The organism is Pseudomonas sp. 24 E 13 (genome assembly GCF_900004715.1).
Classification (GTDB): Bacteria; Pseudomonadota; Gammaproteobacteria; order Pseudomonadales; family Pseudomonadaceae; genus Aquipseudomonas; species Aquipseudomonas orientalis_A.
This window is the reverse complement of record NZ_CVTO01000153.1, coordinates 32315-44802: the sequence shown is the minus strand read 5'-3', so window position 1 is coordinate 44802 and position 12488 is coordinate 32315. Positions and strand designations below refer to the sequence as shown.

Below are 12488 nucleotides of genomic sequence, written 5' to 3'. Positions count from 1 at the left end.
AAAAGCAGATCAAGATCAAGAGCGACTCGCTTCGCATCGTGGTTACGGTTGAGCGCTACAGAGTTGTGTAGATACCTATGGTCATCGGGGGCAAGCCCCTTCCCACATTTGCTCGCTATTGGCTTTTAGTGTGCGGTGGCCTGGAGGCCGGCGAGTAACAGGCGCTGGTACAGGTCTTCCTTGAATCCCTCCGGCTGATCCAAGCGCATCCGCTCAAGGTGCTCGGGAAACGCCTCCGGCTCCGGTGCGTCCAGCGCCGCCTTGCCCAGTTCCAGCATCTCCGTGAGCTTGAATTTGCTCTTGAGCCAGTTCAGCGCCCGCAACAGGTCCCGCTCCTCGTCCGTAAAGTCACTGCCCAACGGGTACTCCGGGAACAGGCGTCGGTGCCTGGCTTGAATCGCCTGGAGCCGTTGCGGTGTGTTGTCGGCAAAACGCGGGTCCAGCTTGAAATCCTTGGGCAGCTTGCCGGCCTTTTGCGCCTGCTCGATCAAATCGCCCTGGAAGCGCGAGTCAGTGATATTGAGCAACGCTTCAATCACCTTGGCATCCGCCTGCCCCCGCAAGTCGGCAATGCCGTACTCGGTAATGACGATATCGCGCAGGTGCCGGGGAATGGTGCAATGGCCATATTCCCAGACGATATTGGAACTGACCTCTCCCCCCGACTCGCGCCAGCTGCGCAGGATCAGGATCGAACGCGCATCCTCCAGCGCGTGGCCCTGGGCAACGAAGTTGTACTGCCCGCCCACGCCACTGAGCACGCGGCCATCTTCCAACTGGTCGGCCACACCGGCACCGAGCAACGTCACCATGATCGCACTGTTGACGAATCGTGCATCCTGGCGCTGCAAACGCTTGAGTTCTTCCTGGCCGTACAGCTCGTTGATATAGCTGATGCGGGTCATGTTGAATTCCAGCCGCTTGGCGTGGCTCATCTCCTGCAAGCGCTGGTAGAAACTGCGCGGGCCAAGGAAGAAACCGCCATGGATGGAGATGCCATCGGGCTGCGCCGCATCGTCGAGCAGCCCGGCATTGGCTTGCTCCTGGGTCGCCACATCCGGGTACACCTTGCGCCGGATGATGCCGGCATCCGCCAGCACCAGCATGCCGTTGACGAACATTTCGCTGCAACCATAAAGGCCCCGGGCGAACGGATCGACGCCACCCTCACGACTGATCAAGGGCGCCCACTGGTACACATCCAGGTCGGTCAGCAGCAATCGATAGGCTTCGTTGTCGGCCTGGCGCGCCAGCAAGGCGGCGGTCAGCGCATCGCCCATGGAGCCGATGCCGATCTGCAAGGTGCCGCCATCGCGAACCAGGGTGCTGGCATGCAGGCCGATAAAATGGTCCTGGAATCCCACCGGCATGTTGGGCGTGGAAAACAGCGTGGTGCTGTCTTTTTCGTCGAGCAGGTAGTCGAATGCGTCCATGCCCAATTCCGCATCGCCGGGCATGTAGGGCAATTCAGTGTGAACCTGGCCAACCACCAGAATGGTTTCCCCGGCTTCGCGACGCTTGGCGATCATGGGGAGCAGGTCGAGGGTGATATCCGGGTTGCAGCTCAGGCTCAGGCGGTCGGGATGCTCGGCGCTGCTGGCAACCAGTTGCGCCACCAGGTTCAGGCCGGCGGCATTGATATCACGGGCGGCATGGCTGTAGTTGCTGCTGACATAATCCTGCTGCGCCGAGTCGCTGTGGAGCAGGCTGCCGGGCTGCATGAAGAACTGTTGCACGCGGATATTCTTCGGCAGGCTGCCCTTGTGCAGGTCAGCGAGGAAATCCAGTTCGGGATAATCGCCAAACACGCGCTCGATAAAAGGTTCGAGAAAGCGCTTCTGCAACCCATCCCCCAGGGACGGGCGACCCAGGCTCAGCGCGGTGTAGATGGTCAGCGCCCGCTCAGGCAACTTGGCGATGCGCCGGTACAGCGCATTGACGAACAGGTTGGGCTTGCCCAACCCCAGCGGCATGCCCATGTGGATATGCGCCGGCAACCGCGCCAGTACGTCGTCAACTGCTTGCTCGATTGAACACAACTGCACCATCCGACCCTCCTGAACATTCCATGATTAGGGGTTGGACAGAGCGTGGCGGGTCTTTGCTGCAAAGAACAGTGTTGAAACACAAATCTGGGGCACAAAAAAGCCGCCCATAAGCGGCTGTTTTGACGAAGATCGGTTTATTTCAAGCCGGACATCTTCTCGATCGCACCTTTTAGCTCATCATCCGAGCAATCGGCGCAGGTGCCTTTAGGCGGCATGGCATTGATGCCGGTGATGGCCTTGGCAAGCAGCCCGTCGAGGCCGCCCTGCTCTTTGGCACGTTTACCCCAGTCTGCCGCATCGCCGATTTTCGGCGCACTCAGCAGGCCAGTGCCATGGCATGCGTTGCAATGTTTGGCGATCACTTCATCCGGCGTCTTGGCACCGCCGCCGCCGCCCGCCGCCACAGCAACCTCCATCCCTTTGCATTCCTGGCCCTGGACACAAACCTGGCCCACAGGCTCCAGGCGCTTGGCGATGTCATCGTTGGTCGCAGCTTGAGCGCTGCCAGCCCACAGGGCCAGTACGGTTGCTGGTGCAGCCAGCATTTTCATAATTAGGTTCACGCGTTCACCCTCATGGTGGCTATTCACGCCTGCGGCCACGGTTTCGCAGGCGGCGAAAGTATAGCGGTTAGCCCGCCTGGCCGAAACAACCCTATTAAATAAAGGGAGATTCAGCCTCACGGTTTACAGCTGCGCGAACCCTGCAACGCTGGCAGGGCGCCTTCTGTTTTAAAAGTTCGCCGGTGTGGCTGCGCTGATTAGTCGCGCCGGCACGTCGAACGGATTGCGAAAACGATGGGGCTTGGTACTTTCAAAGTAGTAGCTATCGCCTGCTTCGAGCACAAAAGTTTCAAGACCGACCACCAGCTCCAGGCGCCCTTCCACCAGGATTCCGGTTTCTTCGCCTTCATGGGTGAGCATTTCTTCGCCCGTGTCGGCGCCTGGCGGGTAGATTTCATTGAGGAACGCGATTGCCCGGCTCGGGTGCGCTCGGCCTACCAGCTTCATGGTCACGGCACCGTCGGAGATGTCGATCAGCTCATTGGCTTTATAGACGACCTGCGTGGGTATTTCCTGGAGGATCTCTTCGGAAAAGAATTCCACCATGGACATGGGAATGCCGCCCAGTACCTTGCGCAGGGAACTGATCGAGGGGCTGACGCTGTTTTTCTCGATCATCGAAATGGTGCTGTTGGTGACGCCCGCGCGCTTGGCAAGCTCGCGCTGGGAAAGACCTTTGAGTTTACGGATGGATTGCAGTCGTTCGCCGACGTCCAATGCAGGTGCCTCCTGGGATTCAGGCTTTGTTGTAATTGAGCGTTATCATGGCGACAGCGTTCAGTATTTACAACACTTGGGCCTAAATCCTGGGCAGCGGCATTCGTACCTGGCGATCAAGCGCCCAAATAGAGCCTTGGCACTCGGCGCAGGTTGCAGAAAAGCTGATAGGGGATGGTTTCAGCCGCAGTCGCGACGTCGCTGGCGAGGATATTCTTGCCCCACAACTCCACCGTGGAACCCAGCCCCGCCTGGGGCACATCCGTCAGGTCGACGCACAGCATGTCCATGGACACCCGGCCCAGCAACTGGCTGCGCTGACCGGCGACCAGCACCGGTGTGCCCGTGGGCGCGTGGCGCGGGTAGCCGTCGGCATACCCCATGGCCACCACGCCGATACGCATCGCTTTGGGCGTGATGAACCTGGCCCCGTAACCCACCGGCTCTCCCGCCGGCAGTTCACGTACGCAAATGATTTTCGACTCCAGGGTCATCACCGGCTGCAAACGTGCGGCGATAGCCTGGTCATCACCAAAAGGCGTGGCACCGTAGAGCATGATGCCAGGACGCACCCAGTCGCTGGGCACACTCGGCCAACCCAGTACGGCCGGGGAATTGCGCAGGCTGACTTCAGCCGCCAGACCCTGGCGAGCCGCTTCGAATACCGCCACTTGTTCGCTGCTGCTTGCGCAATCGAGCTCATCGGCACGGGCGAAATGGCTCATCAATACGATCTTCGCGACCTTGCCACTGGCCAGCAGACGCTTGTACGCCTCCTGGAAATCCTTGGGGTGCAGGCCGACTCGGTGCATGCCCGAGTCGAGCTTGAGCCAGATGGTCAGCGGCTTGCCCAGCGTGGCTTGCTCGATCGCCTCCAGTTGCCACAATGAATGCACCACGCACCACAGGTCCTGCTCGATGATCAGCGTCAGCTCGTCGGCTTCGAAAAAACCTTCCAGCAGCAGTACCGGTGCACGTATCCCGGCGGCGCGCAGCTCCAGGGCCTCCTCGATGCACGCCACCGCAAACCCATCGGCCTCGGCTTCCAGCGTCTGGGCTACGCGCACCGCGCCGTGGCCGTAGGCGTCCGCCTTGATCACGGCGAGGGCCTTGGCCCCGCTGACTTCGCGGGCCAATTGGTAGTTGTGACGCAGGGCTTGGAGGTCGATCAGGGCACGGGCAGGACGCATGGCGGCAGGCTTCTAGGCGGCAGAGTGAAGAAAACCGGTGCCAACCGACAACATCGGCACCGCAAGAGGGATGTGTATTAAGGCAGTGCAGCCACGACGGACAGCTCTACCAGGATATTCGGCTCACACAGTTTGGCTTCAACCGTGGCGCGGGCCGGGGCGACACCTTTTGGCAACCACTTGTCCCACACCGCGTTCATACCGGCGAAATCGGCATCGATGTCTTTCAAATAGATCGTCACCGACAGCAAGCGGGTCTTGTCGGTGCCGGCCAGGTCCAGCAAACGCTCGATGTTGACCAGGGTTTCACGGGTCTGCTGCTCAATGCCGGCATTCATGTCGTCGCCCACTTGGCCCGCCAGGTACACGGTGCCGTTGTGAACAACGATCTGACTCATGCGTTCATTGGTGAGCTGGCGCTGGATGGACATGTTTTGCGGACTCCTGGTGATTGCCGTAACGGGAGATATCGAGGCCTTCGGCACTGATCTGCGGGGTTTTCTTCGCCATCAGGTCGGCCAGCAAACGTCCGGAGCCGCATGCCATGGTCCAGCCGAGGGTGCCGTGGCCGGTATTCAGGAACAGGTTCCTGAACGGAGTGCCACCGACAATCGGTGTGCCATCGGGTGTGGTCGGGCGCAGACCGGTCCAGAAACTGGCTTGGGCCAAATCGCCGCCATGAGGATAAAGGTCGTTGACGATCATCTCCAGGGTTTCACGCCGACGCGGGTTGAGCGACAGGTCAAAACCGGCTATCTCAGCCATGCCGCCGACGCGAATGCGGTTGTCGAAACGGGTGATCGCGACTTTGTAGGTTTCGTCGAGGATGGTCGAGGTCGGCGCCATCGCCGGGTTGGTGATCGGCACGGTCAGCGAGTAGCCCTTGAGCGGGTAAACGGGCGCCTTGATCCCCAGCGGCTTGAGCAGCTTGGGCGAATAACTGCCCAGCGCCAGCACGTAGCGGTCGGCGGTCTCCAACTTGCCATCGATCCACACGCCATTGACGCGGTCGCCGGCGAAATCGAGGCGCTGGATGTCTTGTTCGAAGCGGAACTCAACGCCCAACTGCTTGCACATGTCGGCCAGGCGCGTGGTGAAGATCTGGCAATCGCCCGTCTGGTCGTTGGGCAGGCGCAGCGCACCGGCGAGAATGTCGGTGACGTTGGCCAGGGCCGGCTCGACCCGGGCGATGCCGGCACGGTCGAGCAATTCGAAGGGCACGCCGGACTCCTGCAGCACGGCAATGTCCTTGGCCGCGCCATCGAGCTGGGCCTGGGTGCGAAACAGTTGGGTCGTCCCCAGGCTGCGCCCTTCGTAGGCAATCCCGGTTTCAGCGCGCAGTTCATCAAGGCAGTCGCGGCTGTACTCGGAGAGGCGAACCATGCGCTCCTTGTTCACCGCATATCGGTTGGCGGTGCAATTGCGCAGCATCTGCGCCATCCACAGGTATTGGTCGATATCGGCGGTGGCCTTGATCGCCAGTGGCGCATGGCGTTGCAGCAGCCACTTGATCGCCTTGAGCGGCACGCCCGGCGCGGCCCATGGCGACGCATAGCCTGGAGACACCTGGCCGGCGTTGGCGAAACTGGTCTCCATGGCGGCGGCGGGTTGACGGTCGACCACGACGACCTCAAAGCCGGCCCGAGCCAAATAGTAGGCACTGGTCACGCCAATGACGCCGCTACCCAAGACCAGAACGCGCATTTTTATATCCTCATCACGGGCTGAGCCGCTGACGTGTGTTATTCGAGCAATGATGGGCGCAGTGTAAAAAACAATCACCAGTGCATTTCACTATATAAATGCCTATATTTGGCGACAATTCTCGGCAAAAATGCTTTTCACAGAGGCGTATCCCCTATGCGTACCAACACTCAGACCAAGCGGGAGCTGGACAAGATCGACCGCAACATCCTGCGCATCCTGCAAACCGATGGGCGCATTTCGTTCACGGAACTGGGGGAAAAGGTCGGGCTGTCGACGACGCCCTGTACCGAGCGAGTCCGGCGCCTGGAGCGCGAAGGGATCATCATGGGCTACAACGCACGGCTCAATCCGCAGCATTTGAAAGGGAGTTTGCTGGTATTTGTCGAGATCAGCCTGGATTACAAGTCCGGCGACACGTTTGAAGAGTTCCGCCGCGCGGTGCTCAAGCTACCGCATGTGCTGGAGTGTCACCTGGTGTCCGGAGACTTCGACTACTTGGTGAAAGCGCGGATTTCCGAGATGGCCTCGTACCGCAAATTACTCGGCGATATTCTGCTCAAATTGCCCCATGTGCGCGAATCCAAGAGCTACATCGTGATGGAAGAGGTGAAAGAGAGCCTTAACCTGCCGATCCCCGATTAACCTGACACAACTCAATCAAATGTGGGAGGAGGCTTGCCCTAATGCCAGTCAGTTAAGCCTGCACCGCCCTCTGTAGGAGCGAGCTTGCTCGCGAAAAAGGTCAACGATAACGCGTGCTTTCTGAATGAACGCGGTGCCTGTGAGTTTTTCGCGAGCAAGCTCGCTCCTACAGACGGCATTAGGGCTTGCCCCCTCCCACACTGACCGAGTAAATCCGCTACACCAGTACCTGTCGGGTACTCGCCATGTACGCGTGGATCTGCTTTTCAACCCGTGGATGAATCAGTTCCACCGGCCGCCGGCCATTGGGGCACGGCAAGGTCTTGGTGGTGCCGAACAGGCGACAGATCAGCGGGCGCTCGTCATACACGGTGCAGCCGTTGGGCCCCAGGTGCACGCAATTGAGCTCATCCATGGCCGCTGCCTGCTCGGCAGCTGTCTTGCGCGGCAGGCGTGACATTTCTTCGGGCGAAGTGGTGACCGGCCCACAGCAGTCGTGACAACCGGGAACGCACTCGAACGAAGGAATCTGTCGACGCAGCGCGCTGATTTTCTGACTGTTGCAACTCATCGAAACACACACCGAACGGCGAATAGGCGTGGATTCTGACTCAAAACGCCCCGCGCAGACAGCTTCGTCCGACCGTTGTATCCTGCGTCAAATTTTCCAAACAGGGAGGCCCCCATGATCGCCAGCGCCCGGCACACCGCGTCCTACTACGCCGCCAGCAGCGTGCCGCACCCCGATTACCCGGCGTTGACGGGTGAGGTGCGCGCCGATGTCTGCGTGATTGGCGGGGGATATTCCGGGCTCAACACCGCCCTGGAACTGGCCGAGCGCGGCTTCAGCGTCGTGCTGCTGGAAGCGCGCAAGATCGGTTGGGGCGCCAGTGGGCGTAACGGCGGGCAACTGATTCGCGGCGTCGGCCACGGCCTTGACCAGTTCGCCAAGGTGATCGGCACCGACGGCGTGCGCCAGATGAAACTGATGGGCCTGGAAGCGGTGGAGATCGTACGCGAGCGCGTCGAGCGCTTCCAGATCCCCTGCGACCTGACCTGGGGCTACTGCGACCTCGCCAACAAGCCCCGCGACCTGCAGGGTCTCGCCGAAGACGCCGAAGAGCTGCGCAGCCTGGGTTATCGCCATCCAGTACGCCTGCTGGAAGCCGGCGAGATGGCCAGCGTGATCGGCTCCGACCGCTATGTAGGCGGAATGATCGACATGGGTTCCGGGCACCTGCACCCGCTCAACCTCGCCCTGGGCGAAGCCGGCGCTGCCCGGCAACTGGGCGTGCAATTGTTCGAGCAGTCCGAGGTGACGCGCATCGACTACGGCGCGCAGATCAAGGTGCACACCGCCCAAGGCCAGGTACATGCCACGACCCTGGTGCTGGCCTGCAACGCCTACCTCAACGACCTCAACCCGCACTTGAGTGGCAAGATATTGCCCGCCGGCAGCTACATCATCGCCACCGAACCCTTGAGCGAAGCGCTAGCCGCCAGCCTGTTGCCGCAGAACATGGCGGTGTGCGACCAGCGGGTAACGGTGGACTATTTCCGTCTGTCCGCCGATCGCCGCCTGTTGTTCGGCGGCGCCTGCCACTATTCCGGGCGCGACCCGAGCGACATTGGCGCCTATATGCGGCCAAAGATGCTGCAAGTGTTCCCGCAATTGGCCAACGTGAAGATCGACTTCCAGTGGGGCGGCATGATCGGCATCGGCGCTAATCGGTTGCCGCAGATCGGGCGCCTGGCAGATCAACCCAATGTGTATTACGCCCAGGCCTACGCAGGCCATGGCCTCAACGCCACGCACCTGGCCGGCAGGTTGCTGGCCGAAGCCATCAGCGGCCAGCAACAAGGGCGCTTCGACCTGTTCGCCCAAGTGCCGCACATGACCTTCCCGGGTGGTAAACACCTGCGCTCGCCGCTGCTGGCCCTGGGGATGCTCTGGCACCGCCTCAAGGAACTGGTCTGATCAATCGCGCCAGAAAGCCTTCAAGCCTTCATGGCGTGCCTGCTCTGCCGTCAGCCCCACATCGCGCAATTGCTCTGGCGTCAGCATGAGCAAGGCCTTGCGTGTATGACGGCGGCGCCAGAACAGGCTCCACCGATTTCCGCCAGGCAGAGTTGGCGCCCGCTCCTGCTCGGCTTCCAGTTCCTGGCTATGTAACGCCAGCCGCACATCGCTCATGCCATTCATTTGCCGTCCCTCGTTAGCTTGCCGCCTTGAGTGACTAGAATGAGCGAGCGAGCACAACCAATACAGATTCAGCCTCCCTTTATTAAATCCATACAGAGACTGCCTATGCACGGCTGAATCCTGTATTTTTCCCCTATCTGTACTGGTCTGCTGGGAGTGACCGCCGTGACCCTTTACGTCAACCTTGCCGAATTGCTGGGCACCCGTATCGAACAAGGCTTCTATCGGCCCGGCGACCGTCTGCCTTCCGTACGCGCATTGAGTGTGGAACACGGGGTCAGCCTGAGCACCGTGCAGCAAGCCTATCGATTGCTGGAAGACAATGGCCTGGCGATGCCCAAGCCCAAGTCCGGCTATTTTGTGCCGGCGGGCCGCGAACTGCCGGCGCTGCCCGAGGTGGGTCGCCCGGCCCAGCGGCCGGTAGAGATTTCCCAGTGGGACCAGGTGCTGGAATTGATTCGTGCCGTGCCGCGCAAAGACACCATACAGTTGGGCCGTGGCATGCCGGATGTGTTATCGCCCACCCTCAAACCGTTACTTCGCAGCCTGGCCCGCGTCAGCCGCCGCCAGGATCTGCCGGGGCTTTACTACGACAACATCATGGGCTGTATGGAATTGCGCGAACAAATCGCGCGACTGTCGCTGGATTCCGGTTGCCAACTGACGGCCGAGGATATCGTCATCACCACCGGCTGCCACGAGGCGTTGTCCGCCAGCATCCACGCGATTTGCGAGCCCGGCGATATCGTTGCGGTGGATTCGCCAAGTTTCCACGGCGCCATGCAGACCCTCAAGGGCCTGGGCATGAAAGCCCTGGAAATCCCCACCGACCCCATCACCGGCATCAGCCTTGAAGCCCTGGAACTGGCGCTGGAACAGTGGCCGATCAAGGTCATCCAGCTCACTCCCAACTGCAACAACCCATTGGGCTACATCATGCCGGAGGCGCGCAAACGCGCACTGCTGACCCTGGCCCAGCGCTTCGACGTGGCGATCATCGAGGACGATGTGTATGGCGAACTGGCCTACAGCTACCCGCGCCCGCGCACGATCAAATCCTTCGACGAAGACGGCCGCGTCCTGCTGTGCAGTTCGTTCTCCAAGACCCTGGCGCCCGGCCTGCGCATTGGCTGGGTCGCGCCGGGGCGCTACCTGGACCGGGTGCTGCACATGAAATACATCAGCACGGGCTCGACCGCCACCCAGCCGCAGATTGCGATTGCGGAATTTCTCAAGGGCGGCTATTTCGAACCGCATTTGCGCCGGATGCGCACGCAATACCAGCGTAATCGCGACCTGATGCTCGACTGGGTCAGCCGCTACTTCCCCGCCGGCACACGGGCCAGCCGGCCCCAGGGCAGTTTTATGCTGTGGATAGAGTTGCCGGAGGGCTTCGATACCCTCAAGCTCAACCGTACGCTGATGGACCAAGGGGTTCAGGTGGCCGTAGGCAGCATCTTTTCTGCATCCGGCAAATACCGTAATTGCCTGCGTATGAACTACGCTGCCAAACCGACGCCGCAGATTGAAGAGGCGGTGCGCAAGGTCGGTACCGCTGCGCACGCCCTGCTGGCCGAAGGGGCAGACTGACCTTTTCCGAGCAATTGCCGTCATATGCCGACAAACGCCTGACCTGGATGCCGCTTCCTTGATGATTAAACGGCTTTTACCGCTTTTCCTGTTGGGAGCACTGGCACTGGGTGGCTGCGCGACGGCCTACACACCGCGCGTGCCCAGTGATGCGCTACCGGCGGCGCAGTCCTCCTTCGGCCGTTCGATCCAGGCCCAGGCGGCACCGTATCAGGGCCGCTCCGGCTTTCGCCTGCTGCCCAACAGCAGCGAAGCGTTCATGGCCCGCGCCGAACTGATCCGCAACGCCCAGACCAGCCTCGACTTGCAGTACTACATCGTGCATGACGGTATCAGCACGCGCATGCTGGTGGATGAACTGCTCAAGGCCGCCGACCGCGGCGTGCGCGTGCGCATCCTGCTGGACGACACCACCAGCGACGGGCTCGACCAGATCATCGCGACGCTTGCCGCCCACCCCAACATCGACATTCGCCTGTTCAACCCTTTGCATCTGGGGCGTAGCACCGGGGTGACACGTGCCATGGGGCGCCTGTTCAACCTGTCGCTGCAACACCGGCGCATGCACAACAAACTGTGGCTGGCCGACAACAGCGTGGCGATCGTGGGCGGGCGCAACCTGGGGGATGAGTATTTCGATGCCGAACCCAACCTGAACTTCACCGATATCGACATGCTCAGTGTCGGGCCGGTGGCCGAGCAACTGGGTCACAGTTTCGATCAGTACTGGAACAGCGCGCTGAGCAAGCCTATCGATGAGTTTGTCTCAACGATGCCTTCCAGGATCGACCTCGCTGTCGCGCGCGGGCGCCTGGAGGCCTCGCTGACCCAATCGCGCCAGCAGAACCACGCCTTGTATAACCGCCTGCGCACCTACCAGACCCAGCCGCGCATGGATATCTGGCGTCGCGAGCTGATATGGGCCTGGAACCAGGCGCTGTGGGATGCCCCGAGCAAGGTGCTGGCCAGGGCCGACCCGGACCCGCAATTGCTCCTCACCACGCAACTGGCGCCGGAGCTGGAGGGCGTCAGCCGTGAGCTGATCATGATTTCGGCGTACTTCGTTCCCGGGCCGCCCGGGCTGGTGTACCTGACGGGCCGCGCCGATGCGGGCGTGTCGGTGAACCTTTTGACCAACTCCCTTGAAGCCACCGATGTACCCGCCGTGCACGGCGGCTACGCGCCCTATCGCAAGGCGCTGCTGGAGCATGGCGTGAAACTCTATGAGCTGCGCCGACAACCCGGCGACCCCAGCGCAAGCAGCGGGCCGCACCTGTTTCGTCGCGGCAGCTTGCACGGCTCCGACTCCAGCCTGCACAGCAAGGCGATGATTTTCGATCGGGAAAAATCGTTTATCGGCTCATTCAATTTCGATCCGCGCTCAGTGCTGTGGAACACCGAAGTCGGCGTACTGGTGGACAGCCCGGAACTGGCGGAACACGTACGCAACCTGGCGCTGCAAGGGATGGCGCCAGCGCTGAGCTACGAGGCGAAACTGCAGGATGGGCAGATCGTGTGGGTGACGGAAGATAACGGCCAGTTGCACACCCTGACCCGGGAGCCCGGCAGTTGGTGGCGCCGGTTCAATGCCTGGTTCGCCACCAGTGTCGGCCTGGAGCGTATGCTCTAAAAATCAGGTATACCCCATGTGGGAGGGGGCTTGCCCCCGATTGCCATACGTATCTACACACCACCGTAGCACCCAACCGTAACCACGATGCGAAGCGAGCCGCTCTTGATCTGGCTTTTGATCTTGACCTGCTTGTGATCCTAGGCGCCCCGTTAAACCACGCTGGCCGAACGCAGGCTTGAATCCGTGGGTAACCCG

The 12488-nt window shown here is 61.1% G+C and carries 12 protein-coding genes; 4 read left to right on the top strand and 8 right to left on the bottom strand.

Features of this window, described 5'->3' with window-relative positions; all coding sequences use genetic code 11:
• Window positions 1-125: 125 nt before the first annotated feature.
• From BFP90_RS23440 to dadA, 6 genes are all read right to left on the bottom strand, one after another.
• The gene (locus BFP90_RS23440) at window positions 126-2048 is read right to left on the bottom strand and encodes an acetyl-CoA hydrolase/transferase C-terminal domain-containing protein (RefSeq protein WP_065898093.1); all 1923 of its coding nucleotides are present in this window, start codon (window positions 2046-2048) and stop codon (window positions 126-128) included.
• A gap of 134 nt (window positions 2049-2182) precedes the next feature.
• On the bottom strand, window positions 2183-2599 hold the full coding sequence (locus tag BFP90_RS23435) for a c-type cytochrome (RefSeq protein WP_065893963.1): 417 nt from the start codon (window positions 2597-2599) through the stop codon (window positions 2183-2185).
• A gap of 180 nt (window positions 2600-2779) precedes the next feature.
• Window positions 2780-3328, bottom strand: a complete 549-nt coding sequence (locus BFP90_RS23430) for a cupin domain-containing protein (RefSeq protein WP_065886958.1) — start codon at window positions 3326-3328, stop codon at window positions 2780-2782.
• A 116-nt stretch (window positions 3329-3444) separates the two neighbouring features.
• On the bottom strand, window positions 3445-4518 hold the full coding sequence (gene alr, locus BFP90_RS23425) for an alanine racemase (RefSeq protein WP_065898092.1): 1074 nt from the start codon (window positions 4516-4518) through the stop codon (window positions 3445-3447).
• Window positions 4519-4595: 77 nt separating this feature from the next.
• Window positions 4596-4949: a RidA family protein gene (locus BFP90_RS23420; RefSeq protein WP_065898091.1), complete on the bottom strand. Its 354-nt coding sequence runs from the start codon at window positions 4947-4949 to the stop codon at window positions 4596-4598.
• The gene (gene dadA / locus BFP90_RS23415; protein WP_065898090.1) at window positions 4921-6222 is read right to left on the bottom strand and encodes a D-amino acid dehydrogenase; all 1302 of its coding nucleotides are present in this window, start codon (window positions 6220-6222) and stop codon (window positions 4921-4923) included. Before dadA ends, BFP90_RS23420 begins: the two co-directional genes overlap by 29 nt.
• A 156-nt stretch (window positions 6223-6378) precedes the next feature.
• Here dadA and BFP90_RS23410 point away from each other — a divergent pair, with 156 nt between their 5' ends.
• Window positions 6379-6867 (top strand): Lrp/AsnC ligand binding domain-containing protein, encoded by a 489-nt coding sequence (locus BFP90_RS23410; RefSeq protein WP_003176896.1) that lies wholly within the window; start codon window positions 6379-6381, stop codon window positions 6865-6867.
• Between the two features lie 217 nt (window positions 6868-7084).
• Here BFP90_RS23410 and BFP90_RS23405 read toward each other — a convergent pair whose 3' ends face one another.
• A complete protein-coding gene (locus BFP90_RS23405) occupies window positions 7085-7438 on the bottom strand; it encodes a YkgJ family cysteine cluster protein (RefSeq protein WP_065893967.1) in 354 nt (117 codons plus the stop codon).
• A gap of 114 nt (window positions 7439-7552) precedes the next feature.
• Here BFP90_RS23405 and BFP90_RS23400 point away from each other — a divergent pair, with 114 nt between their 5' ends.
• Window positions 7553-8845 (top strand): NAD(P)/FAD-dependent oxidoreductase, encoded by a 1293-nt coding sequence (locus BFP90_RS23400; RefSeq protein ID WP_065898089.1) that lies wholly within the window; start codon window positions 7553-7555, stop codon window positions 8843-8845.
• On the opposite strand, the gene BFP90_RS23395 is transcribed toward BFP90_RS23400, so the two are convergent.
• Complete coding sequence (locus tag BFP90_RS23395; RefSeq protein WP_065898088.1) at window positions 8846-9070, bottom strand: DUF1127 domain-containing protein; 225 nt, start codon at window positions 9068-9070, stop codon at window positions 8846-8848. It abuts the gene before it with no gap.
• A gap of 165 nt (window positions 9071-9235) precedes the next feature.
• Between BFP90_RS23395 and BFP90_RS23390 the strand changes: the two genes are divergently transcribed.
• Together BFP90_RS23390 and BFP90_RS23385 are read left to right on the top strand one after the other, a co-directional pair.
• Window positions 9236-10660 (top strand): aminotransferase-like domain-containing protein, encoded by a 1425-nt coding sequence (locus BFP90_RS23390; RefSeq protein WP_065898087.1) that lies wholly within the window; start codon window positions 9236-9238, stop codon window positions 10658-10660.
• Between the two features lie 61 nt (window positions 10661-10721).
• Entirely contained in the window at window positions 10722-12290 is a 1569-nt protein-coding gene (locus BFP90_RS23385) for a phospholipase D family protein (RefSeq protein WP_065893969.1), read from the top strand.
• The last annotated feature ends 198 nt before the right edge of the window (window positions 12291-12488 follow it).